This window comes from Gordonia soli NBRC 108243 (assembly GCF_000334455.1).
Classification (GTDB): Bacteria; Actinomycetota; Actinomycetes; order Mycobacteriales; family Mycobacteriaceae; genus Gordonia; species Gordonia soli.
On the sequence record NZ_BANX01000002.1, the window covers coordinates 126,501 to 150,186 of the forward strand.

Below are 23,686 nucleotides of genomic sequence, written 5' to 3' on the forward strand. Positions count from 1 at the left end.
TCGGCTGCCCGGCGTCGGAGACGCCCGATCGGCCCGGCGTCGGAGACGCCCGATCAAGCCTGTGTAGGAGACGCCCGATCTACACCGGCTCCGGCGACGCTCAGTCGACCGGGTCGGGCAGGACGCGGAGATGGCCGCGGCGCCCCGGGCGCGGTTTCACCGGTGTCGAGCGATGTCGGGACGAGTCGTCTGCCCCGGACGGCCGGTCGGTGAAACGTCCGGCAGGCGCGCCTGCGCGATGTCGGCCGGGCGGCAGGTCATCGAGATCGTCGAACGAATCGGCGACGTACCGCTCGCGGCCACCCCCGACGACAGCTCCTGCCTCACGCACGGCCTCGGCGAGTGCGGTCAGCTCGTAGTCCTCGGCCACCGGCGCCGAGAAACCGGACTCGCTGCGCAGCATCTCCCACCCGCGCGGCACGGTGATGCGGCGGGCGTGTTCATCGCAGAGATCCCAGGAATGCGGCTCGTCGGTGGTGGCCAACGGACCGATCACCGCCGTGGACTCCGCATAGACGAAGGTGAGCGTCGCCACCGCGGAACGGGCGCAGCCGGGTCTGCAGCACTGTCGGGGGAGCTTCACGCACACGAGGTTATCGCGCGCCGCGTCCGCCATGTCGGCGACACGCTCGCACAGCGCCCCGCCAGACGCGACAGGAGCAGGTCGGGTTGCCTAGACTCTCGCCATGCGTCACGACCCGCCCGGACCCACCCGTCGCCCTGTCCGCCAGGGAGTCAATCGGGTCGGCTCCCCCGGGGTGCGTGATCGTCGGGGTCGAGGTCTGCGATCACCGCTGCTCCCGCAGGTCGTGCCTGCCCACCGGAGCCGGTCGGACGCCTTCGACGCGGTGGCGCTCGAGGCCTTCGCGGAGATCGACACCCGCTGGCACGATGAACTCGCCGGACTGGACATCGCGGTCGACGAGATCCCGCGGGTGCTGCCCCGCGATCCGGACTCGATCCAGTGGCCGGAGGAGGTGACGGCCGATGGGGCGGTGCCGCTCGCACGATTGATCCCGGCCGGCGTCGACGTCCGAGGCGCACCGACCCGGGCTCAGATCATCCTATTCCGGCGACCGCTGGAGAGTCGCGCCCGCCGCGGGGCCGACCTGCTCGAACTCGTGCACGAGGTGTTGGTCCAGCAGGTCGCGACGCATCTCGGTGTCGACGAGGACACGGTCGACCGCGGCCCGGAGTGACCACCGCACGGCTACCGGGCGATGCGAGGGCACCGACCATCGAAGGCACCGACCACCGAGGGCATCGACGCGGGTGCAACGACCCCACGCAGCCGCGGCGGTCGAGTGTCACGAGCGTCTGCGAGCGCACACATGTGGGTGCGGACGACGGCACTCGGCGGCCGGGTGGCCCGGGACGCCGACATCTGATCTCCTCGACCGGGTGCGGTCGCGGTGATCAGATGATGCCGCGCTTGAGGCGACGACGCTCCCGCTCGGAGAGTCCGCCCCAGATGCCGAATCGCTCGTCGTTGTGCAGGGCGTACTCGAGGCATTCGCCCTTCACCTCGCAGCCCTGGCAGATGCGCTTGGCCTCCCGGGTCGACCCCCCCTTCTCGGGGAAGAACGCCTCGGGGTCGGTCTGCGCACACAGGGCCCGGTCCTGCCATTGATCCTCGACGGCATCGAAGAGTTCGTCGAAACCGTCGGGCACCAGGGACAGGTGGCCGCGCGCCGCATTCGAGGCCGGAGCCTCGTGCGGCTCGGCCGGATAGGGACCGCCGAACGGCGAATCGCCAAGTACCTCAAGGCGATTGCGCACGGGGTCGGGTAGGTTCACTGGTCCTGGGAGATCACGGGGTCCATAAGGATTGCCGATCGGGTTGTCCAGAGCCATCGTCGGCGCCTCCTCATCTGAAGAATTGGTCGTGTCCGTTCATCGGGTCGACGGCTCACGCGCCGCTCCCGCCACTGCTGCCCACACCGCTGGTCGATCCTCATCGTGTCCGGGCGCTCCACCCACCGGATTCGAACAAATGATCGAAAACCTTGCGCTCCAGTGGTTCTCGATATCAAACCCGGAATGACACTGTTGTGATTACACACGGGGACGACCACTGCGGTCAAGTTAAAGCGAAAGATTCCTTAATACCACCACTCTCCGACAACTCGTCGTCTCGACACGAGCATGAGAGTCGGCCGCGGACAAAGTCACACATGGTCGATTCCCTCCCCCCGATCAGGCACCGATGGTACCGACCGGATCCGGGTGCGAGACGACGCCGACCTCGGCTCAGCGGCTCCGCCCTGCAGAGATCGCGAGAGGACCTGGACAGACGCGGCCCCGACAGCCGTTCTCGACCGCCTCGGGGCATCGCCGCGGACGCTTATCGGACATCACTAGAGTGAGTCCCGTGAAGGTGACCGTACTCGTCGGCGGTGTCGGCGGCGCCCGATTCCTCTCCGGCGTCCGAGAACTGCTCGGCCCCACGCCGTTTCCACCCCCCGTCGAGGACTCCGACGGGGCCACCCCCGCGGCGTCCGGTTCCGGGCATCAGATCACGGCGATCGTGAACGTCGGCGACGACGCCTGGATGCACGGCGTCCGCATCTGTCCCGACCTCGACACCTGCATGTACACGCTCGGCGGTGGTATCGACACCGAGCGTGGTTGGGGCCGGACGGGCGAGACCTGGCATGCCAAGGAAGAACTCGCGGCCTACGGCGCCGACCCGGACTGGTTCGGACTCGGTGATCGGGACCTGGCCACCCACCTCATCCGGACCCAGATGCTCGACGCCGGTTACCGGCTCTCGGATGTCACGGCAGCGCTGTGTCGGCGATGGCAGCCGGGCGTGCGGTTGCTGCCCGCCACCGACGACCGGCACGAGACTCACGTCGTCGTGGCGCGTCCCGGCGGCGAACCCGGTGAGCGGGTCGCCATCCACTTCCAGGAGTGGTGGGTGCGGCATCGCGCACAGATCGAGACGTTCGGGTTCGCTCAGGTGGGTTCCGACGATGCCGCCGCCGCACCCGGTGTCGCCGAGGCCATCGCCGAGGCCGACATCGTGCTGCTGGCCCCGAGCAATCCGGTGGTCAGCATCGGCGCGATCATCAGCGTGCCCGGCATCCGCGCCGCGCTGCGCACCACGTCGGCACCGGTGGTCGGGGTGTCGCCGGTGATAGACAACCGCCCGCTGCGGGGCATGGCCGACGAATGCCTGTCGGTGCTCGGCGTCGAGACCACGGCGGAGGCCATCGGCGCGCACTACGGTGCGCGGTCGGGCAACGGCATCCTCGACGGCTGGCTGATCGCGGACGGCGACCAGGCCGCGATCGAGGGGGTCCGTGTGGCGTCGGTGCCGCTGTTGATGAGCGATCCGGCGACGACCGCGCAGATGGTCCGCGACGCGTTCGCGGTCGCAGGCATCACGCCGCCGGAGCCGACCCGATGACATCGGCCGAGCTTCCCGATGAGACTGTCCAACTGGTAGGTCGTACAGATGACGGTCGTCCGGGCGCCGACCATCGGGCCCCGGAAGGGATCGAGATCCGTCCGGTGATCGGGCTCGGCGAGTTCACCGACGGCACCGACATCGCGGCCGAGATCGTCGGTGCCGCACCCTGGCTCGTCGATCGAGATGTGCTGGTGGTCACCAGCAAGATCTTCTCCAAGACCGAGGGACGGATGGTCGATGCGCCGCTCGATCCCGACGAGCGCGACGCCCTGCGCCGCCGGCTGGTCGCGGCGGAGTCGGTGCGGGTGCTCGCCCGCAAGAACCGGACGCTGATCACCGAGAACCGCAACGGTCTGGTGCAGGCCGCCGCGGGGGTGGACGGATCAAATGTCGCCACAGATCGGTTGGCGCTGCTGCCGCTCGACCCCGACGCCTCCGCCGCTCGGCTGCGCCAGGAGTTGCTCGCCCGATTCGGCCTCGACGTCGCGGTCGTCGTCACCGACACGATGGGACGAGCCTGGCGGACGGGCCAGACCGACGTCGCCATCGGCTCGTCGGGCATCGCGGTCACCCATCCGTACGACGGCACCACCGACTCGTACGGCAACCGGCTCGTCGTCACCGACATCGCCGTCGCCGACGAGATCGCCGGCGCAGCCGATCTGGTGAAGGGCAAGCTGGACGGGGTCCCGGTGGCGGTCGTACGCGGCCTGACACCCACCGACGACGGCAGTCGGGCGAGTGACCTCGTGCGACCCGCCGACGAGGATCTGTTCCGTCTCGGGACGGAGGAGGCTCTCGCGCAGGGCCGTCGGGAAGCGCTGCTCACCCGGCGGTCGGTGCGCAGCTTCGCCGACACCCCGGTGGATCCGGCCGATCTGCAGGCGGCCTTCGCCGATGCGCTCACCGCACCTGCGCCCCACCACACCCATCCGGTCCGGTTCGTGTGGGTGCGGTCCGGTGAGCGCCGAAAAGCGTTACTCGATGCGATGGGCGCACGTTGGCGCGCCGAGCTCGCGAACGACGGCAAGACCCCCGAGTCCATCGAGAAGCGCGTCGCCCGCGGACGAATCCTTTACGACGCACCGGAATTGGTGATCCCGTTCCTGGTCGCCGACGGGGCGCACGACTACCCGGATCCGGGCCGGTCGGTCCACGAGCACACCATGTTCACCGTGGCTGCTGGTGGCGCGGTGAACGCCCTGCTGGTGGCGCTGTCGGTCCGCGGGATCGGTAGCTGTTGGATCGGATCGACCATCTTCGCGCCGGAGACCACGCGTGCCGTGCTGGACCTCGACGACCAGTGGGAGCCGCTCGGCGGGATCGCGGTCGGGTACGCCGCGGACGGTGCCGGCCTCCGGGACTCGGCATCGACGGCGGGACTGGTGGTCGAGCTGTGAGCACCGCGACGCTGCGCGAGTCGTCCCGGCAGGCACTCACCGGGTGGAATCCGCCCGACCCCGAGCAGGATTCACTCCGCCACACCTATCTGGCGTTCGTCGACGCCGCTCCGGAGGCGTGTCTGCGGGCGAACGTCCCCGGACACCTCACGGCATCGACCATCGTCTTCGATGCGACCGGTACCCATGTGCTGCTGACCCTGCATCCTCGGGTCGGGCGCTGGATCCAGCTGGGCGGGCATTGCGAGGAGTCGGACGACACCATCGCCGATGCGGCACTGCGCGAGGCCCGCGAGGAGTCGGGGATCGACGATCTCGCGCTCGGGTCGGGCATCGTGCATCTGCACACCCATCCGATCACCTGCTCGCTCGGCGTACCGACCCGGCATCTCGACGTGCGGTTCGCGGCCGTCGCCCAGGCATCCGACGACGGTGCGCTGCCGGACATCCGGCGCAGCGACGAGTCAGTCGACCTCGCCTGGTGGCCGATCGACGACCTGCCCGAGAACACCGAACTGCCTGGCATACCGGACCTGATCCGGCTCGGTCTGGCTGCCGTGACGGCGCAGGACTGACACCCGGTTCGACTGTCGGGTTCCGGAGGTCGGGTCGGGACGGGCTGTCGACGCTCCGGTTGTCGGATTTCTCGTTTCCGGACCGCCGATATTCGGATTCTTGACACCTCAGCGGCCCGCACCGTGCGCAATCCACACCGCCCCCGCTCACGTGCCAAAAACCCGGGCGGCACGGCGGAACAGCCCGCAAATAACCGGCTACCGACCTACGTCGACCCGATCAGATCCGCTGGTTCTTCCCGACGGTCACGACGCCGCCGGCGCTGATGGAGAAGCGCTCACGGTCGGACTCGATGTCCACGCCGATCTGCTCGCCCTCGCCGACCACGACGTTCTTGTCGAGGATCGCGCGACGCACAACTGCGCCCTTGCCGATGCGCACGCCGGGCATCAGCACGCTCCCCTCGACGACCGCGCCGTCCTCGACCACGACGTCGGACGAGAGCACCGAGTCGGTGACGGTCGCGGCGGAGATGATGCAGCCGGACCCGACGACCGAGTCCTGAGCGGAGCCACCCTGCACGAACTTGGCGGGCGGCAGATTCAGCGACTCACCGCGGATCGGCCAGCGGCGGTTGTAGAGGTTGAACACCGGGTGCACCGACACCAGATCCATATGCGCGTCGTAGAAGGCGTCCAGGGTCCCGACATCGCGCCAGTAGCCCTTGTCGCGCTCGGTGGCGCCGGGGACCTCGTTGTCTTTGAAGTCGTAGACGAAGGCGCGGTCCCGACGGACGAAGTCGGGGATGATGTCGCCCCCCATGTCGTGATCGGAGTCGGAGTCCGCGGCGTCGGCACGCAGCGAATCGATGAGGGCCTGGGTGGTGAAGACGTAGTTGCCCATCGAGGCGAAGGTGGAGTCGGGGTCGTCAGGCGTACCGGGCGGGTCGGCGGGCTTCTCGAGGAAGCGGGTGATCCGACCCGACTCGTCGGCATCGATGCAGCCGAAGGCGGTGGCCTCGGCACGCGGGACCCGGATGCCCGCGACGGTGACGTCGGCGCCGGACTCGACATGTGCGGCGACCATCTGCGACGGGTCCATACGGTAGACGTGGTCGGCACCGAAGACGACGATGTACTCGGGCTGTTCGTCGTCGATCAGGTTCATCGACTGGAAGATCGCATCCGCACTGCCGGTGTACCAGCGCGGCCCGAGTCGCTGCTGCGCCGGGACCGGGGTGATGTATTCACCGTGGAAGCCCGACGACCACCAGGTCTGCGAGATGTGCCGGTCGAGGGAGTGGGACTTGTACTGCGTCAGCACACAGATCCGCTCGTAGCCGGCGTTGACCAGATTCGAGAGCACGAAGTCGATCAGCCGGTAGGCCCCGCCGAACGGCACCGCGGGTTTCGCCCGGTCCATCGTCAGCGGGTAGAGGCGCTTCCCCTCACCGCCGGCGAGGACGATTCCGAGCACATGCGGCTGCGATCTCACTCCCCCAACTTAACCGCCCGACCCCACCGGGGCCAGGCGAACACGGGCGGTCGCCGACTTCGCGATGCACGGCAGCTTCGGTCGGTGACACGGCTTCCCCGCGGTCCGCGATGCGAGTTACCGACAAGGTGTTTCGACCGCATCGTTGGCGCTGGCGTTGCGATGTCGATAGCGTCGGTGTCATGCGGGTGGCGATGATGACGCGGGAGTATCCGCCCGAGGTGTACGGCGGTGCCGGAGTTCACGTCACGGAACTGGTCCGGCACCTGCGGGACCTCGCGACGGTGGACGTCCACTGCATGGGCGCCGACCGCGAGACAGCACACGTGTACGCGCCCGATCCCGAACTCGCCGGCGCAAATGCGGCCATCACCACGTTGTCCGCCGACCTGCGCATGGCGGTCGGTGCCGCAGACGCCGACATCGTCCACTCGCACACCTGGTACACCGGTCTCGCCGGCCACCTGGCCGCCGAGCTCCACGGCGTCCCGCACATCCTCACCGCCCACTCGCTGGAGCCGTCCCGGCCGTGGAAGGCCGAGCAGCTCGGCGGTGGCTACCGCGTCTCGAGCTGGGTGGAACGCAACGCCGTCGAGTACGCCGACGCGGTCATCGCCGTGAGTTCGGGTATGCGCACCGACGTGTGCAACACCTATGCGCGACTCGACCCGGAGCGGGTCCACGTGGTGCGCAACGGGATCGACACCACCCAGTGGTATCCGGTCGACGAGCCGTTCGCCGGAGAGTCGACCCTCACCGCTCTCGGTGTCGACCCGGACCGGCCGATCGTCGCCTTCGTCGGACGCATCACCCGGCAGAAAGGGGTCGCGCATCTGGTCGCGGCCGCCCACCGATTCGACCCCGACATCCAGCTGGTGCTCTGCGCGGGTGCACCCGACACCCCAGAGATCGGTGCCGAGATCGAGGCCGCGGTGGACGAGTTGTCGGCCGCCCGGTCGGGCGTGTACTGGATCCGGGAGATGCTCCCGTTGCCTCGTATCCGCGAGATCTTGAGTGCCGCAACCGTCTTCGTGTGCCCCTCGGTGTACGAACCGCTGGGTATCGTCAACCTCGAGGCGATGGCGTGTTCGACCGCCGTGGTCGCATCCGAGGTCGGCGGCATCCCCGAGGTGGTCCGTGACGAGGTCACCGGCCGACTCGTCCCCTACGACCCGGTGGAGCCGCGCGCATTCGAGGAGTCGCTGGCCGACACCGTCAACGCCGTGGTCGCCGACACCGCCACCGCTGCGGCGATGGGAGCGGCCGGACGCGATCGAGCCGAAGCCGAGTTCTCGTGGGGGTCGATCGCCGAGCAGACCCTCGCGGTCTATAGATCGACCCTGCACTGAGCGATCGCCACCCACGTCGGGTCGACCCGGCGCTGAACCGCTCCGGTCCGCCGTCGCCGATCGCCGGCCGTTCGTTCCAGTGGCCTTGCTACGACACGCGACGCGCGAAGACCGCGACGGTGACATCCACTGTCACCGTCGTCGTGCCGCGTGCCGCGACGAGCTCTGCCGCGTCGCTGTCGATGTCCGGCCGGGCACGATGAAAAGCCGTCGGCCCCATCGCGACCAGGTCGGCCACCAGATCGGCGGTCACCGACGACGTACGTCGTATGCGGCGATGGTCGACCTCGACGAACTCCGAGGCCAGGTCGTCGGTCAGTTGATCGTGTTTGCCGTCGCCGATCGCCAGCATCTGCATCGGGGCTCGGAGTTCGGCGAGATGGCCGGGCTCGGGGACGACCACCGCGAGTACGCCGTCCGGTCGGAGCACCCGGACGAACTCGTCGACGTTACGTGGAGCGAACACCGAGAGGATCGCGTCGACCGATCCGGTCGCCAGCGGCAGCGCGCGCCAGATGTCGGCGACCACGGCCGCCGCGGACGGATGAGATCGCGCGATCGCCCGTGCGCACGCTTTCGACAGGTCCACACCGACACCGCGCGCTTCGATCCGGTTGCTCTCACCATTCAACCGATCGAGGCAGGCGGCCAGGTATGCGCCGGTCCCGGCGCCCGCGTCGAGGATCGTGAGGCGGTCGACGCCGGCGAGATCGAGGCCGTCCGAACCGGCCTCGCCGGCGCGTGGCAGAGTGGCGATGGAATCAGCGACCGCGTCGGCGATCTCGGTGAACAGACCCGAATCGTGGACGCGCACACGCGCAGCCACCATGTCGACGGTGTCGGAGCGCAGTCGGACGGCACGGCCGTCCAGCAGTGACACATAGCCCTGCCGGGCCACATCGAAAGAATGGGAGCGCTCACACCGCAACGAACCACCGTCGATCGCGAGCGCGTCCGCACACACCGGGCAACGCAGGGCGTCGACGACCCCGGCGAGCGCGTCGTGGGAGGTCGCTGGGCTCAGCCGGTGACCCCGCGCAGTTCTTCACCCAGCGCTGCGGCCTCGTCGGCGGTCAGCTCCACGACGAGACGCCCGCCGCCCTCGATGGGGATCCGAACGACGATCCCACGTCCCTCCTTGGCCGCTTCGAGAGGGCCATCCCCAGTACGTGGCTTCATTGCCGCCATTCTCAAATCCCTTCAGAGTTCCGCCACCCGGAGTCGAGCGACACCCCGCCGCGACCGAGACCGCAACGGTGCGGATGCGATGCCGCAGGAGTGCGGCCGAGCAGCGCTCGGACACACTGTGCCGTTGATCATGATACGTGCTGCACGATCCGTCCCCGGCGACTACGTGCCAGTCGAGCCCTCGGTGTCCGGGGCCGCCGTCGGCCGCGACGCTCCGCCGGCGGGATGCGAGGCGCCGTCGCGTGCCTGCAGATCACGCACCACCCCCCTCAGTTCGTCGAGTTCACGGGCCAGCTTCTCGAGGGCCCAGTCGACCTCGGATTGCTTGTATCCGCGTACCACCTGGGCGAAGCGCAGGCCGCGGACGTCCGCGCCGGTGATCCCTGCGCGCGGGAGTCGGGTCAGGGTGGTGGTCGGTTCCAGGGGAGGCAGGTCCTCGGCCCGGCCGAACACGAACCACACCACCGCGAACACCGCGGCCACCACCAGCGCCATGATCAGCAGGTACAACAGCAGCGTCTGCATGGACACCATGGTGGCAGACCACCCGGCCGGGATCCCCGCGGCCGGGCCGCCTGCCGGTCACATCTGTTCGCGCGGGCGCGGCGTCCGCTCCCGCGACGAAGCCGGGCGTCAGGAAGCGATCTCGTCGGCGTCGGCCGTGGCCACGACGCTGTTCATCGGGGGTCGGTCCTCGAGGTAGAGATCCGTGGTGTGCGGTGTGAACGAGCCGTCGGGCTCGGCGGTGAACTGTGTCAGCCCGACACCGGAGTCATCCAGGCCACAGCGGCGCATCAGGGTCCCGACGATCTGTCGGCTCATCACGCCCAACTCGACCAGCGGCCGGTTGCGGTGTGTGCGCACCCCCAGGTTGACCTGCGCGATGCCGGCCAATCCGTAGTTGTCGTAGGTGTCGATGAGCAGGCCGATCTCGACGCCGTAGCCGGGCGCGAACGGCACCGACGAGAGCATCTCGCGGGTCCCGGCGTACTCACCGCCCAGCGGCTGCAGGACCGCGGTGAGATCCGGCTTCTGCGACGCCAACAGCGGGCGGGCGACCAACTCGGTGACACGTCCGCCACCGTTGGCCTCCTGGGTGCCACCGGTGCGCAGCGGACGGCGGTAGTAGCCCTTCACCAGATGCACGGCCGGGTCGACCAGCAGCGGGCCCAGCATCTTGGGCACGAACATCGGGTCGGGGTCGATGAGGTCGGAGTCGACGAAGGCGATCAGGTCGCCGGTGGTGGCGGCGATCGACCGCCAGAGCACCTCGCCCTTGCCTCGGACCGGCTCGATCCCGGGCACGGCCTCCTCGCGAGAGATCACCCGTGCGCCCGCGGCGCGGGCCCGTTCGGCGGTCTCGTCGGTCGAGCCGGAGTCGAGGACGATCAGTTCGTCGACGAGCGATCCTACGAGTGGACGGATCGTCGCGATCACATCGGCGACGGTCTCCTCCTCGTTCAGCGCGGGCAGCACCACCGAGACGGTGCGGCCGTTCTTCGCGGCGACGAGCTCGTCGACGGTCCAGGTGGGCTTCTCCCAGGTGTTGGTCGACGACCACTCCTGCTCGGTACCCGGGGTGTCGGCCGCGGCGGGCCACAGGCTGGTGGGTCGGTGAGCGGTGACGGTACGGCGGGTTCGGCGATGCTGGTTGGTCATGCGAGTCCCCTGACTGTTCGGGCGGGAGGTCGTGTTCCCGCGATGGCAGCAACCATGTCGACCACACGACGGGTGGCGGCGACCTCGTGCACGCGGAAGATCCGGGCGCCGTGTGCGGCGGCCAGACTCGTCGCGGCCAAGGTTCCCTCCAACCGTTGTTCGAGATCCACCCCCAGAGTCTCCCCTACGAAATCCTTGTTGCTGAGCGCCATAAGCACTGGCCAGCCGGTATTAACAAGATCTTTCACGTGGCGTAACAAGGCGAGCCCGTGGTGGGTGTTCTTGCCGAAGTCATGGGTCGGGTCGATGACGATCGCGTCACGCGACACGCCGAGCGCGAGGGCTCGTTCGGCCGCTTGCGTCACCTCGGCGATCACATCGGCAACCACGTCGTCGTAGGCGACGCGGTGTGGTCGGGTCCGGACAGTGGCCCCACCGGTGTGCGAACACACGATCCCCGAGCCGGTCTCGGCGGCGATCCGGACCAGATCGGGGTCGGCCCCGGCCCAGGTGTCGTTGATCAGGTCTGCACCGACCGAGCACGCGCGCGCGGCGACCTCGCTGCGCCAGGTGTCGACGCTGATGAGGACGTGCGGATGCCGGTTGCGGATCCACTCGATCATGGGCACCACGCGATCGATCTCGGTGGCGGTGTCGACCTCCTCGCCCGGTCCCGCCTTGACGCCGCCGACGTCGACGATATCGGCCCCCTCGGCAACGGCACGGTCCACCCGCGCCTGGGCGCGGGTGTCGGTGAAGTCGGCGCCGCGGTCGTAGAACGAGTCGGGTGTCCGGTTGACGATGGCCATGACCAGCGCGCGGTCGGTGGCCACCGGGCGTCCGCAGAGCGTGGCGTCCATGGGTTCAGCGTAACGACGGCGGCCGAGGTGCCCGGGGTCGGCGACCCCGGGCGCGATCCGGCTCAGCCCTTGGGCACCTTGGCCGCGGCGACGTCGCCGGCGTAGTCGTCGTAGTAGTCGACGTAACCGTCACCCCGTCCCTTGAGGACGTAGACGGTGTCGTCGCCGGCATCGGAGTACCCCTGCTCACGCAATTCGACCTTGCGGTTCTTGAACGTCGAGGTCTGCTCGAGTTCGCCGACGATGCGGATGAAGAGCGGAACGGCGTAACCGGGCAGCTCGTCGTAGAGGTGCACCGCGAGCTTGGCCGGGTCGAACGAGGCCTCGTCCTTGATGGTCACCGCGGCCATGCCCGCCTTGCCGTCGGTCCCCTCGACACCGACGCCGTAGACCACCGATTGCCCGACACCGTCGTAGGAGTCCAGTGCCGACTCGACCTGGGTGGTGGCCACGTTCTCGCCCTTCCAGCGGAAGGTGTCGCCCAGACGGTCGACGAACGCGATGTGGGAGAAGCCCTGGTCGCGGACCAGATCTCCCGAGTTGAACCATGCGTCACCGTCGTCGAAGGCGTCGCGGATCACCTTCTTCTCGGTGGCCTCGGAGTCGGTGTAGCCGTCGAGCGGCACGCGGTCGCTGATCTGCGAGATCAACAGGCCGGCGCCGCCCTTGGCGACCTCGGTGAGCCGCCCCGACGAGTCGCGCTTGGGTTCGCCGTCCTCGTCGTAGTCGACGATCTTGTACGGCAGCGGGCAGAAACCGGCGGTGCGCTTGACGCTGAACGCGTTGACGAAGGCCAGGTTCAGCTCGCTGGCACCGTAGAACTCGACGATCCGGTCGATGCCGAAGCGCTCGGTGAACTCGTCCCAGATCTCCGGGCGCATGCCGTTGCCGACGGCCAGGCGGACGGAGTGCTGGCGATCGGTGGGCTTCTCCGGCTGTGCCAGCAGGTACCGGCACAGTTCGCCGATGTAACAGAACGCGGTGGCGCGGTTGAGGATCACGTCGTCCCAGAACTTCGACGCCGAGAACTGCCTGCCGATGGCGATGCACGCACCGGACGCCAGCACCGACGCGAGAGACACCGACAGCGCGTTGTTGTGATAGAGCGGCAGCGGCACGTACATGGTGTCGCTGTGGCGCAGTCGGACGGCGAGTCCACCGATCCCCGACATGCTCGCCAGCCAACGGTTGTGGCTCATCACCGACGCCTTGGGCATCCCCGTGGTGCCGGAGGTGAAGATGTAGAACGCCTTGGTCGACGCGGGCAGCGTCGCGGTCACCGACGGATCGGATTCACGCTTGCCGGTCGCCGCTTCCTCGAACGCCGCGAAGTCGTACACGTGCTCGGGCAGCGCCGACTCCGGGATCGACTCGAATGCCTCGGCGGTGTCGGGGTCGTGGATCAGGACCTTCGCACCCAGCAGCGACATGCTGTGCTCGATGACCTCGCCGCGCTGGTTGTAGTTGAGCATCCCGGCAACTGCGCCGAGCTTGACCGTCGCCAGCATCAGCAGCAAATCAGTGGGGTTGTTCTTCGACAGCAGCGCGACGACGTCGCCCTGACGGACGCCGTTCTCCGACAAGACGGCCGCGTAGCGGTTGACCCGACGGTTGGCCTCACCGTAGGTGGTGGTGCGGCCGTTGAAACGCACGAACGGACGGTCGGGATGCGATGCCGCGTGCTTCTGGAAGATGAGACCGATCGTGCGCTTGGCCTCCGGTGGCCGCCGGATCAGACCCGGTGCGTGCTTGATCATCTGTGGCGCCTCCGGCGCCATCTTCACCACGCCCCGGATGAGGTCCGCGATACCGACGCCGGTGTGGGTGTCACTGGTGGTCATTACGTGTGTTGCTCCCGCCTGTGCGACCTGCTGCGCCACAGTGCGATCGCGAGCATCTGCGCCTCCCCAGCGCTCACCCTGTGACAACGTACGTTGACAAACCTGGCCTCACCTTACCGGCCGGTAGCAAGTGCCACCGCCGTTGGCACCGAATCGCAGACCTGCAGGCGTTCCAGAGCGGTGGTCGAGACGAACCCCCTGGTGGACAGATCTCGCAGCCAGGACAGCAGCGGCGTGTAGAACTCGAAGGGGTCGAGCAGGACCACCGGCTTGTCGTGCATACCGAGGTAGCCGGCGGTCCACGTCTCGAAAAGTTCCTCGAGGGTGCCGATGCCACCGGGCAGTGCGATGAACCCGTCGGCGCGGTCGTCCATCATTTGTTTACGCTGCCGCATCGTCTCGGTGACCACGAGTTCGTCGGCCCCCAGATCGGCGACCTCACGCTCCATCAGACCGCGCGGGATGATGCCCAGCGTCCGACCGCCTGCGGCCCGCGCGGACTCGGCGAGCGCCCCCATCATCGAGACGTTGCCGCCGCCGGAGACGACCGTGTGCCCGGTCGTCGCCAACTCCCTGCCGAGGTCGGCGGCGAGGTCGGTGAACTGCTCGTCCACCGGACCCGACGCACAGTAAACGCAGATCGCGCTCATCGGGTGGCGGCCTGGCCTGCGGCGGTGATGATCGCGACGGCCTCCTCGGGATCGTCGACGATGTGCAGCAGGTCCAGGTCGTCCGGCGAGATCATCTTGCGCGCCAGTAGGACGTCGCGCATCCAGTCGACGAGCCCGGTCCAGTGATCCCGGCCGACGAGCACGATCGGGAACCGCACCACCTTCTTGGTCTGCACCAGGGTCAACGCCTCGAAGAGCTCGTCGAGTGTGCCGAATCCGCCCGGCAGACAGACGAAGGCCTGCGCGTACTTCACGAACATCGTCTTGCGCACGAAGAAGTAGCGGAAGTTCATGCCGAGATCGACCCACTGGTTGATGTGCTGCTCGAACGGCAGCTCGATGTTGAGACCGATCGACTGGGCGCCGACATCCCAGGCGCCGCGGTTGGCGGCCTCCATGGCCCCCGGACCGCCGCCGGTGATCACCGCGTACCCGGCCTCGCCGAGTGCCTTGCCGACGGCCACGGCGAGTCGGTACTCATCGCTTGCGGGGTCCAGTCGCGCCGAACCGAAGACGGTGACGGCCTGACCGACCTGACTCATCGCGTCGAAGCCCGCGACGAATTCCGACTGGATGCGCAGCACCCGCCAGGAGTCCCGCATCGTCCGCTCGCTGCGACGCGCGTCGTCACCCGGATCGACCCACTCCAACAGCCGACGATCGGTGGTCTGCGCCATCTCGTCGCGACCCCGGTGGACCCGGGTGGCGCCGATGTAGCAGACCTGGGTCTCGTCTTCCAGCGGCGGCAACCGACGACCGGAGCTCGACGGATCGGGGGCGTCGGACGTGAAGTGGGGGTCGGGGGTGGGCTTGGGGTCGGTCGACATGGAGGTCACGCTAGCAAGCTGGGGTTCGGTGATCCGCACGCTTCGATCGCGCGTCGGGAGCGCTCCTGATCCGCAGACGGTCCGTTCAGCCGGCGGGTGCGGTCAGGTAGGAGCGCAGGATGTCGGTGACGCGTCGGATCTGCGCCACCGGCACCCGCTCGTCGACGCGATGGGCGAGGTTGGGGTCCCCGGGGCCGAGGTTGACCGCGGGGATGCCGCGGGCGGAGAAGCGGGAGACGTCGGTCCAGCCGTACTTCGCACGGAACTCGCCGTCGGCCGCGGCCACCAGGGCAGCTGCCGCGGGATCGGCGAGGCCCGGCAGTGCCCCCGCCGCGGAATCGGTCACCTCGATGTCGAGCGTGCCCGCCGACAGCGGGCCCGCGAACACCTCGCGGACGTGGTCGAGCGCCTGGTCGATGCTGCGGTCCGGGGCGAAGCGGAAGTTGACGTCGATCCCGGCCTCGTCGGGGATCACGTTGCCCGCGACACCACCTCCGACGCGCACCGCCGACAGTCCCTCGCGGTACTCGCAGCCGTCGATGTCGACGCGCCGCGGACGGTAGCCGGCGAGCAGACCGAGTGCCTCGGCGAGTTTGTGGATCGCGTTGTCGCCCATCCAGGAACGCGCGGAGTGCGACCGGGTGCCGGTGGCCCGCAACCGCACGCGCAGGGTGCCCTGGCAGCCCGCCTCGATGAGACCGGCGGTCGGCTCCCCCAGGATGGCGACATCGCCGTCGAGCCACTCCGGCAGTTCGCGCTCGAGCACGCCGAGACCGTTGTACTTCGCGGCGATCTCCTCGCAGTCGTAGAAGATCAGCGTCAGGTCGGGTCCCGGGTCGGTGAGAGTCGCCGCGAGATGCAGGAACACGGCATCGCCGGACTTCATGTCCACGGTGCCGCAGCCGTGCAGCACGTCGCCTTCCGCGCCATCGGGCTCGCGGCGATGCGGGAGGTTGCCCGCCACCGGCACGGTGTCGAGGTGCCCGGCCAGCACCACTCGTCGATCGCGGCCGCGGTCGGTGCGGGCGAGCACCCGATTTCCGTGCCGGAGGATCTCGAATCCGGTGGTCTGAGCCCGCAGCGCCGCCTCGACGGCGTCGGCGATCGTCTCCTCTGAACGCGACTCACTCGCGATGTCCACCAGGGCGGCGGTGAGGTCGACGGGGTCGGCATGCAGGTCCAGGGCCGGTGTGGTCGTCACCGGTCCACCGTAGTCAACGCGGCGCGACCACCGGCCGGGGTGCCGTCTCGCCCACCGGCGGCGGATCGGACCACCTCACGTGAGTTCGGCCGCGCCGAAGGAGACCGAGAATCGTTCGCACCACAGCACGACCGCTCCGAAGCGAGCGAGGTCGGTGTCGGCGGGGATCTCATAGACCTGATCACCGCGATTGCCCTTGATCGAGCCCAGGTCCACGTGGTCGGCCCCACCGGCAGTGGTCCACCCCGCCCGACCGGCGATCACCGGGGCCGCCGACAGCCACACATGGACGTCCGGTCCGGTCGTGGTGTCGAGGTCCCGGATGGCCAGCACGCGGGTGCCATCGGGCTTGGAGATGACCGAAGCCTCTCCGCTGGTGTCGTGTTCGTGCGAGATGAACGTGCCCTGTTTCCGGACGATCGGACCCTGGCGCGCAGTCGGCGCACCGGGAACCGGCACCCCCGACGCCGGAGTGCTTGCCGCGACCGGGATCTCGTCGTCGACGGTCGTGTCGACGAAGACGAGCCACGGTCGGAACACCAGGGCCCCGACCACCACCACCGCCACGACGATCACGCCGGCGGCACCGGCGAACCACGGCCACCGACGACGACGTTCGGGGGGCGGTGCCACGGACGCTCGCGGTGCGGGACCGGACTGGTTCATGCGCCGACCCTAGGCGGCGACGACCGGCCACCGCGAGGGGTGTCGGCCGGTAGGAGGACGACCCGCGACGTCTCCGGTGTCAGGACGCGGAGAGGATCTTCAGCGCGAAGACGAGGGTGTCCCCCTTCTCGATGCCCGCGCTGGACTCCCCCTCCGGGTAACCGTCGGCGGGCACCATCGCCACCGCCACGGTGGAGCCGACCTTCTGGCCCGCGATCGCCTTCTGGAAGCCGGGCACGACACCGTCGAGCGAGAACTGTTCGGGCGCACCTCGGTCGTAGCTGCTGTCGAACACCGAGCCGTTGCGGCCGTTGACCCCGACGTAGCAGACACTGACGGTCGCGGTCGGCGAGACGACGGGCCCCGTTCCTTCGCGCAGGACGTGGACCTCGGTCTTGTCGGTCGCGAACGGCGTGGTCACGTCGACCTTGGGAGCGGCCTCGTCGGTCGATCCGGTGACCGCGACCTTGCCGGTGGAGCCGTCGTAGGTCCACTCGGGTGCCGCGCTGCCTGCGGCCGTCGGGCACGCCGTCGCCGACGTCGTCGAGTCACTGCCGGCTGCACTCGAGGTCGACTCCGAGGATGCGGAATCGGTCGACGAGCATGCGCTCAGGACGAGGACGCCGCAGGCGGCGAGGGCGAGCGCGAAGCGCGAGATGACCATCGCGCCAACCTAACAGACCCGCTGCCGGGCATCGGGCACACGCGGGCACGATCTCGCCAGGTCGTCGACCGTTTCCGGTCCGTTTGCCCGGTCCTCTGAGCGATGGCCGTCGAACACCTACCATCGGCGGGCATGACCACCCCGACTCCCGAGGCCGAGGCCACCCCGGGCGACGCGATCTGGAATGCCGTCCGCCCCACGCTGGTGGACCTGTGGGCGTGGCTCTACGTCGGCGTCTCCCCCGCGATCGCGTTCGCCACCGTCTACCTCAGTGTGGCGTCGACCTCCGGTGGCGGCGACTTCTGCGACCCGAGCTACGGCAGCGCTGCCGAGCGCGACGCCGACTTCCGCACCGCGACGCTGGGAATCGCCATCCCGAGCACGATCATGCTCGCGGTCGGCGCGGTGCTGATGGTCGTGATCCTCCGCAGTCGTCACCGGTTCGCGCGCTGGCGGACCGTCCGGATCGTCCTCGCGCTGCTCGCCCTCGCACTGACGATGGCCGGATACGCGTACCTGCTGGTGGTCTCCGACTTCACGTCCGACTGCGGCTGAGCGCTGTCGGCACAGACGTCGACCGACCCCCGACCCCCCGACTCCTCGGGCCGACGACGAATCCACGACCACCCCTGTCCTCGGTCGGCCCGATCGCGCAGACTGACGACGCACCCGGACTCCCGTCTCCCGTCTCGCGGGGTTCCGGCGTCGACCACGATCAGGAGGACCATGAAACTCGGACTGCAACTCGGCTACTGGGGCGCCCAGCCTGCCGACAACCACGCCGAACTCGTCGCCGCCGCCGAACGCCACGGCTTCGACAGCGTGTTCACCGCGGAGGCATGGGGTTCCGATGCCTACACCCCGCTCGCCTGGTGGGGCTCGTCGACCGAACGCGTACGTCTCGGGACATCGGTGCTGCAGCTCTCGGCGCGTACGCCGACGGCCTGTGCGATGGCGGCGCTGACCCTCGACCACCTGTCCGGTGGTCGCCACATCGTCGGACTCGGCGTGTCAGGGCCGCAGGTGGTCGAGGGGTGGTACGGCCGGCCGTTCGCGAAACCGCTCGCCCGCACCCGCGAGTACGTCGACATCATGCGTCAGGTCTGGGCTCGCGAGGCACCCGTCACCAACGACGGCCCGCACTACCCGCTCCCGTTGTCGGGCGAGGGCACGACCGGCCTCGGCAAGCCGCTGAAGCCGATCACGCATCCGCTACGCAACGACATCCCGGTCTTCCTCGGTGCCGAGGGACCGAAGAACGTCGCATTGACCGCGGAGATCGCCGACGGATGGCTGCCGCTGTTCTTCACCCCGCGTATGGCCGACACCTACAACAGCTGGCTGGACGAGGGATTCGCGCGTCCGGGTGCCCGACGCTCACGTGCTGATTTCGAGATCTGCGCCACCGCACAGATCGTGATCACCGACGACCGGGCAGGCACCCTGCCGTTCATCAAGCCCTTCCTTGCCCTGTACATGGGCGGGATGGGCAGCGAGGACACCAACTTCCACGCCGAGGTCTACCGCCGGATGGGCTACTCCGACGTGGTCGACGAGGTGACCGAGCTCTTCCGTTCGGGGCGTAAGGACGAGGCGGCGGCGATCATCCCGGACGAGGTGGTCGACGACTCCGCGATCGTCGGGACACTGGACCACGTCCGCTCCGAGGTCGCGCGCTGGGAGGCTGCCGGCGTGACCACGATGCTGGTGTCGCCGCGGAGTGCGGCCGAGGTGGAGCAGTTGGCCGGCCTGCTGTAGCCCGGCTGCGGCGGGGTCGGGTGTGCAGTACGGTCCGGGGCCGCCGGTAGGCTCTGCTGTCGTGACGACGAATGGTGCGATTGCGACCGGTATTGCCACTGTGACCGACGGAGGTGCGGCCGATCCGGGGGTCGTGCTCGACACCTGGTTCCCCGCTCCCGAGTTGAACACCGCCGACGAGTCGGCGACCTCGGTACTGTCCGGCGACGACATCCCCGCCGAGTTCCGTGATCTGGTGGGCACCGACACCGCGCGGGGCGTCAAGATCGTCGCCGTCCGCACCACGATCTCCGATCTCTCGGCGGCACCTGTGGACGCTCACGACGTGTACCTGCGGCTGCACCTGCTCTCGCACCGCCTGGTCAAGCCACACGGGCTGAGCCTCGAGGGTCAGTTCGGCCTGCTCTCCAACGTGGTCTGGACCAACCACGGTCCCTGTGCCGTGGCAGATTTCGAGTCCACCCGCACCCGCCTGCGGGCACGCGGTCCGGTGACGGTGCTCAGTGTCGACAAGTTCCCCCGCATGGTCGACTACGTCCTCCCCGGCGGTGTGCGCATCGGCGATGCCGACCGCGTCCGCCTCGGCGCCCACTTGTCGGCGGGCACCACCGTGATGCACGAGGGCTTCGTCAACTTCAATGCGGGCACTCTCGGCTCGTCGATGGTCGAGGGTCGGATCTCGGCCGGGGTCGTCGTCGGTGACGGCTCGGATGTCGGTGGCGGCGCGTCCACGATGGGCACGCTGTCCGGTGGCGGCAAGGAGATCATCTCGCTGGGCAAGCGCTGCCTGCTCGGCGCCAACTCCGGCTGCGGCATCCCGCTCGGCGACGACGTCGTCATCGAGGCGGGTCTCTACGTGACCGCGGGCACCAAGGTGACCGGTCCAGACGGATCGACCGTCAAGGCACGCGAACTGGCCGGTCAGTCGAATCTGCTGTTCCGTCGCAACAGCACCACGGGCGCGGTCGAGGTCCGCCCGTGGAAGGGCGACGGCATCGCGCTCAACGAGATCCTGCACAAGAACTGACGCCCGCGCCGCGGCCGGTCTCGACCGACCGCGGGCCCGGTCCACCGTCGACCGTGCGCTCCGAGTCGTCGACCGTGCGCTCACAGTCGTTCATCGTGCACCCGAAGTCGTTCATCGTGCGCTACGAAGCGTTCATCGTGCGCTTGATGACCACTGCGCGGCCAACCGACCGCACGATCGACGATTCCGAGCGCACGGTCAACGGTTTCGAGCGCACGATCGACGCACGGGTCCGGGATCAGACCGGGTCAGGCCAGACGCTGCGCCGCCGCGGCGATGCGCTCGTCGGTCGCGGTGAGCGCGATCCGCACGTGCTGGGTGCCCGACGGTCCGTAGAAGTCGCCGGGCGCTGCCAGGATGCCGCGCTCGGCCAGCCAGGCGACCGTGTCGCGCCCGCTCTCTCCTCGGGTGGCCCAGAGGTAGAGCCCCGCCTCGGAGTGGTCGATGGTGAATCCCGCACCGAGCACGGCGGCACGCAACACGTCCCGACGCCGCGCGTAGCGCGCACGCTGCGCGTCGACGTGGGCGTCGTCGGTGAGGGCGACGGTCATCGCCCCCTGGATCGGGAACGGGACGATCAGACCGGAATGCTTGCGGACCGCGAGCAGTTCGGCGACGAGGTCACGATCACCGGCGAGGAATCCGGCCCGGTAGGACGCCAGGTTGGAGACCTTCGACAGCGAGTGCACGGCGAGCAGCCCGGTGTGGTCGCCGTCGCTGACCCGCGGGTCGAGCACCGAGACCGCCTCGGCGTCCCAGGCCAGGCCCAGGTAACACTCGTCGGAGACCACGATGGCGCCGCGTTCACGCGCCCATCCGACGACCTTGCGCAGATGCTCGACACCGAGCACCTTGCCGGTCGGGTTGGACGGCGAGTTGATGAAGACAACTGCGGGAGTGCTCGGCCCGAGCGCGATCGTGGAGTCGGCGCGCACCGGTCGCGCACCGGCGAGCAACGCACTGACCTCGTAGGTCGGGTAGGCGACCTCGGGGATCACCACGGTCTCTCCCGGACCGACGCCGAGCGTCGACACCAGGCCGGCGATGGCCTCCTTGGTGCCGATCACCGGCAGCACCGACGATTCGTCGACGTCGCTCGCCCCGTAGCGACGGACGAGCGCACCCGCGGCCGCCTCACGCAGCGCGAGGGTGCCGACCGTCGTCGGGTAGCCAGGGAATTCCGATGCGGCGGCCAGCGCCTCCCGGATGAGCGGATCGACGGGATCGACGGGGGTGCCGACCGACAGGTCGACGATCCCGTCCGGGTGCGCGGCGGCACGGCTCTTGGCCTCCGCGATGGTGTCCCACGGGAAGTCCGGGAGCCGGCTGCTCACCCGTCGCGCTGCGCGCACGTCGTCCGCTGTGCTCACCGTGCCGCTGTCAGTCCTCTTCGGAGTTCATCGGGGGCAGCCCCTTGATGAAGGCCGCATCCAGGTCGGTCTTGCCGACCTTGCTCGCCCCACCGGGCGACCCGAGGTCGTCGAAGAAGTCGGCGTTCGCGCTGACGTACGGCTCCCACTCGTCGGGCACGTCATCCTCGTAGAAGATCGCCTCGACCGGGCACACCGGTTCACAGGCACCACAGTCGACGCATTCGTCGGGCTGGATGTAGAGCATCCGATTTCCCTCGTAGATGCAGTCCACCGGGCACTCTTCGACGCAGGCCTTGTCGAGGACGTCGACGCAAGGCTCCGCGATGATGTACGTCACCACACTCTCCTTCGCTGCACGCTCGTCGCCGGGCCCGGGTCTCGCCGCCGACCACCCGGGGCGCCGGCGTGACCACGCATGGGCTGGATGCGCGTCTGACAGACGGGTGGAGGCCAGGTCTCACCACACGAGACGATCGCATGGGAGTCCGCCTGCAAGAGTATCCGTCCTGCCGTCGGGGAAACGACAACGGGGCGCGGAAACGGCCCTGTCCGGGGCCTGCCGTAATTGAAATCACACTGCGATCAACAGTGGTCGATCCAGAGAGTGCAGGCGCATGATGTACGGCGTGATCGAAAGCGAACGACCACGCCGCATGCGGCTGGTCCAGGGAGACGGGCCGACATCGCGTCACTGTCCGAGCTGACGCATGCCTCGTCACCCCCCGATTCGCGTCGACCCCGGAGACCACAGATGACCTCCACACTCCCCTCTTCGCTGCGCACCTCGTCGTCCTTCGACGCCACGCGTGACCTGCATCTCGGCCACACCCGCCCGGCGCACCTGCCGACCCGTCTGCGGCCGGCCGACCTCCTGCGCATCACCGATCAGGGCGTCGCCGACGTCCTCGACGGGCGCTACGACGACCTCCTGCCCTCGGCGTGGGACCCGGTGCACCGCTGGTCGGCACGCCTGGAATCCGACGACGACCTCGACCTCTGGCTGATCAGCTGGACCCCGGACGAGGCGACCGACCTCCACGACCACGCGGGCTCGCTGGGCGCACTCACCGTGTTGTCCGGTTCCTTGCGCGAATACCGTTGGACCGGCAAGGATCTGCGCCTGCGGGTCCTGGACGAGGGCGATCAGGCCGCCTTCCCGCTGGGATGGGTGCACGACGTGGTGCACAATCCGGAGTGGGCACGGCAGTCCGCTTCGGCACCGACCTCCCCGACACCGAGTTCGTCGGCACCGAGTTCGTCGGCACCGATCGGCCACGTGCCCACCCTGAGCGTGCACGCCTACTCGCCACCGCTGACCGCGATGTCGTACTACGAGGTCACCGAGACCCAGAGCCTGCGACGCACGCGCACGGAGTTGACCGACCAACCCGAGTGACGGAGCGACAGCTGTGCCGACCATCGACGACATCTTGGCGCAGGCGCGCGAGCGCTTGAACCGCATCGAGGCCGACGACGTGGCCGCGGAACTCGCGAACGGCGCCATCCTGGTCGACATCCGCCCGGCAGCGCAGCGAGCTGCCGAGGGCGAGTCGTCGGCGGCCCTGGTGATCGAGCGCAACGTCCTGGAATGGCGATGTGACCCGGCGAGCGACGCGAAGATCCCGGAGGCAGTCGATCACGACGTCCGGTGGATCATCCTGTGCCAACAGGGCTACACCTCGAGTCTCGCCGCGGCGGCCCTCCAGGACCTCGGCCTGCATCGGGCCACCGATGTGATCGGCGGCTACGAAGCTCTCGCCGCCGTCGGCTCCTGACC

General features: G+C 68.9%; 26 protein-coding genes. 10 read left to right on the plus strand and 16 right to left on the minus strand.

Annotation, left to right across the window (positions count from 1 at the left end):
- Window positions 1-100: 100 nt before the first annotated feature.
- Window positions 101-583 carry a DUF3499 domain-containing protein gene (locus GS4_RS01075; protein WP_217997669.1) on the minus strand — a complete coding sequence of 161 codons (483 nt, stop codon included), beginning with the start codon at window positions 581-583 and terminating at the stop codon, window positions 101-103.
- 103 nt (window positions 584-686) lie between these two features.
- Here GS4_RS01075 and GS4_RS01080 point away from each other — a divergent pair, with 103 nt between their 5' ends.
- Window positions 687-1,199 (plus strand): metallopeptidase family protein, encoded by a 513-nt coding sequence (locus GS4_RS01080; protein WP_040508948.1) that lies wholly within the window; start codon window positions 687-689, stop codon window positions 1,197-1,199.
- A gap of 217 nt (window positions 1,200-1,416) precedes the next feature.
- On the opposite strand, the gene GS4_RS26445 is transcribed toward GS4_RS01080, so the two are convergent.
- The gene (locus GS4_RS26445; RefSeq protein WP_007616596.1) at window positions 1,417-1,854 is read right to left on the minus strand and encodes a WhiB family transcriptional regulator; all 438 of its coding nucleotides are present in this window, start codon (window positions 1,852-1,854) and stop codon (window positions 1,417-1,419) included.
- Window positions 1,855-2,371: 517 nt separating this feature from the next.
- Here GS4_RS26445 and cofD point away from each other — a divergent pair.
- Genes cofD through GS4_RS01100 form a run of 3 tightly spaced genes read left to right on the plus strand, consistent with a single transcriptional unit; the run spans window position 2,372 to window position 5,390 of the window.
- The gene (gene cofD, locus GS4_RS26050; RefSeq protein WP_040508950.1) at window positions 2,372-3,412 is read left to right on the plus strand and encodes a 2-phospho-L-lactate transferase; all 1,041 of its coding nucleotides are present in this window, start codon (window positions 2,372-2,374) and stop codon (window positions 3,410-3,412) included.
- Window positions 3,409-4,815, plus strand: a complete 1,407-nt coding sequence (locus GS4_RS01095) for a coenzyme F420-0:L-glutamate ligase (protein WP_007616600.1) — start codon at window positions 3,409-3,411, stop codon at window positions 4,813-4,815. Before cofD ends, GS4_RS01095 begins: the two co-directional genes overlap by 4 nt.
- Window positions 4,812-5,390 (plus strand): NUDIX hydrolase, encoded by a 579-nt coding sequence (locus GS4_RS01100; protein ID WP_007616603.1) that lies wholly within the window; start codon window positions 4,812-4,814, stop codon window positions 5,388-5,390. The genes GS4_RS01095 and GS4_RS01100 overlap by 4 nt, the downstream gene beginning before the upstream one ends.
- Before the next feature lie 220 nt (window positions 5,391-5,610).
- Here the strand turns inward: GS4_RS01100 and glgC are convergent, their stop codons facing one another.
- Window positions 5,611-6,825, minus strand: a complete 1,215-nt coding sequence (glgC, locus tag GS4_RS01105) for a glucose-1-phosphate adenylyltransferase (RefSeq protein WP_040508953.1) — start codon at window positions 6,823-6,825, stop codon at window positions 5,611-5,613.
- Between the two features lie 182 nt (window positions 6,826-7,007).
- Here glgC and glgA point away from each other — a divergent pair, with 182 nt between their 5' ends.
- The gene (gene glgA, locus GS4_RS01110) at window positions 7,008-8,174 is read left to right on the plus strand and encodes a glycogen synthase (protein WP_007616607.1); all 1,167 of its coding nucleotides are present in this window, start codon (window positions 7,008-7,010) and stop codon (window positions 8,172-8,174) included.
- 88 nt (window positions 8,175-8,262) lie between these two features.
- Here the strand turns inward: glgA and GS4_RS01115 are convergent, their stop codons facing one another.
- From GS4_RS01115 to GS4_RS01160, 11 genes are all read right to left on the minus strand, one after another.
- A complete protein-coding gene (locus GS4_RS01115) occupies window positions 8,263-9,138 on the minus strand; it encodes a methyltransferase domain-containing protein (protein WP_007616608.1) in 876 nt (291 codons plus the stop codon).
- 56 nt (window positions 9,139-9,194) lie between these two features.
- Complete coding sequence (locus GS4_RS25040; RefSeq protein ID WP_004019232.1) at window positions 9,195-9,362, minus strand: DUF3117 domain-containing protein; 168 nt, start codon at window positions 9,360-9,362, stop codon at window positions 9,195-9,197.
- A gap of 162 nt (window positions 9,363-9,524) precedes the next feature.
- On the minus strand, window positions 9,525-9,887 hold the full coding sequence (locus GS4_RS01120; protein ID WP_051989584.1) for a DivIVA domain-containing protein: 363 nt from the start codon (window positions 9,885-9,887) through the stop codon (window positions 9,525-9,527).
- A 108-nt stretch (window positions 9,888-9,995) separates the two neighbouring features.
- Window positions 9,996-11,021, minus strand: a complete 1,026-nt coding sequence (locus GS4_RS01125; protein WP_007616618.1) for a glucosyl-3-phosphoglycerate synthase — start codon at window positions 11,019-11,021, stop codon at window positions 9,996-9,998.
- On the minus strand, window positions 11,018-11,881 hold the full coding sequence (gene folP / locus GS4_RS01130) for a dihydropteroate synthase (RefSeq protein ID WP_007616620.1): 864 nt from the start codon (window positions 11,879-11,881) through the stop codon (window positions 11,018-11,020). Before folP ends, GS4_RS01125 begins: the two co-directional genes overlap by 4 nt.
- A gap of 62 nt (window positions 11,882-11,943) precedes the next feature.
- Entirely contained in the window at window positions 11,944-13,722 is a 1,779-nt protein-coding gene (locus GS4_RS01135; RefSeq protein ID WP_007616621.1) for a long-chain-acyl-CoA synthetase, read from the minus strand.
- Window positions 13,723-13,835: 113 nt separating this feature from the next.
- Complete coding sequence (locus tag GS4_RS01140; protein ID WP_007616625.1) at window positions 13,836-14,372, minus strand: LOG family protein; 537 nt, start codon at window positions 14,370-14,372, stop codon at window positions 13,836-13,838.
- On the minus strand, window positions 14,369-15,220 hold the full coding sequence (locus tag GS4_RS01145) for an LOG family protein (RefSeq protein ID WP_007616627.1): 852 nt from the start codon (window positions 15,218-15,220) through the stop codon (window positions 14,369-14,371). The genes GS4_RS01140 and GS4_RS01145 overlap by 4 nt, the downstream gene beginning before the upstream one ends.
- Before the next feature lie 85 nt (window positions 15,221-15,305).
- Window positions 15,306-16,421: a succinyl-diaminopimelate desuccinylase gene (gene dapE / locus GS4_RS01150; RefSeq protein WP_007616629.1), complete on the minus strand. Its 1,116-nt coding sequence runs from the start codon at window positions 16,419-16,421 to the stop codon at window positions 15,306-15,308.
- Between the two features lie 75 nt (window positions 16,422-16,496).
- Window positions 16,497-17,087, minus strand: a complete 591-nt coding sequence (locus tag GS4_RS01155) for a DM13 domain-containing protein (RefSeq protein ID WP_007616631.1) — start codon at window positions 17,085-17,087, stop codon at window positions 16,497-16,499.
- A gap of 79 nt (window positions 17,088-17,166) precedes the next feature.
- Entirely contained in the window at window positions 17,167-17,751 is a 585-nt protein-coding gene (locus GS4_RS01160; protein ID WP_007616633.1) for an FKBP-type peptidyl-prolyl cis-trans isomerase, read from the minus strand.
- Between the two features lie 132 nt (window positions 17,752-17,883).
- Here GS4_RS01160 and GS4_RS01165 point away from each other — a divergent pair, with 132 nt between their 5' ends.
- The 3 genes from GS4_RS01165 (at window position 17,884) to dapD (ending at window position 20,536) form a co-directional block, all read left to right on the plus strand.
- Complete coding sequence (locus tag GS4_RS01165) at window positions 17,884-18,306, plus strand: hypothetical protein (protein ID WP_157226442.1); 423 nt, start codon at window positions 17,884-17,886, stop codon at window positions 18,304-18,306.
- A gap of 171 nt (window positions 18,307-18,477) precedes the next feature.
- Window positions 18,478-19,509, plus strand: coding sequence for an LLM class F420-dependent oxidoreductase (locus GS4_RS01170; RefSeq protein WP_007616637.1), 1,032 nt, complete (start codon window positions 18,478-18,480; stop codon window positions 19,507-19,509).
- A gap of 61 nt (window positions 19,510-19,570) precedes the next feature.
- The gene (gene dapD, locus GS4_RS01175; RefSeq protein ID WP_007616639.1) at window positions 19,571-20,536 is read left to right on the plus strand and encodes a 2,3,4,5-tetrahydropyridine-2,6-dicarboxylate N-succinyltransferase; all 966 of its coding nucleotides are present in this window, start codon (window positions 19,571-19,573) and stop codon (window positions 20,534-20,536) included.
- A gap of 248 nt (window positions 20,537-20,784) precedes the next feature.
- Here dapD and dapC read toward each other — a convergent pair whose 3' ends face one another.
- Entirely contained in the window at window positions 20,785-21,906 is a 1,122-nt protein-coding gene (dapC, locus tag GS4_RS01180; RefSeq protein ID WP_007616641.1) for a succinyldiaminopimelate transaminase, read from the minus strand.
- 10 nt (window positions 21,907-21,916) lie between these two features.
- Window positions 21,917-22,249: a ferredoxin gene (gene fdxA / locus GS4_RS01185; protein WP_007616643.1), complete on the minus strand. Its 333-nt coding sequence runs from the start codon at window positions 22,247-22,249 to the stop codon at window positions 21,917-21,919.
- Between the two features lie 411 nt (window positions 22,250-22,660).
- Here fdxA and GS4_RS01190 point away from each other — a divergent pair, with 411 nt between their 5' ends.
- Both GS4_RS01190 and GS4_RS01195 read left to right on the plus strand, forming a co-directional pair.
- A complete protein-coding gene (locus tag GS4_RS01190) occupies window positions 22,661-23,305 on the plus strand; it encodes a cupin domain-containing protein (RefSeq protein WP_007616645.1) in 645 nt (214 codons plus the stop codon).
- A gap of 13 nt (window positions 23,306-23,318) precedes the next feature.
- A complete protein-coding gene (locus GS4_RS01195) occupies window positions 23,319-23,684 on the plus strand; it encodes a rhodanese-like domain-containing protein (RefSeq protein WP_007616647.1) in 366 nt (121 codons plus the stop codon).
- The last annotated feature ends 2 nt before the right edge of the window (window positions 23,685-23,686 follow it).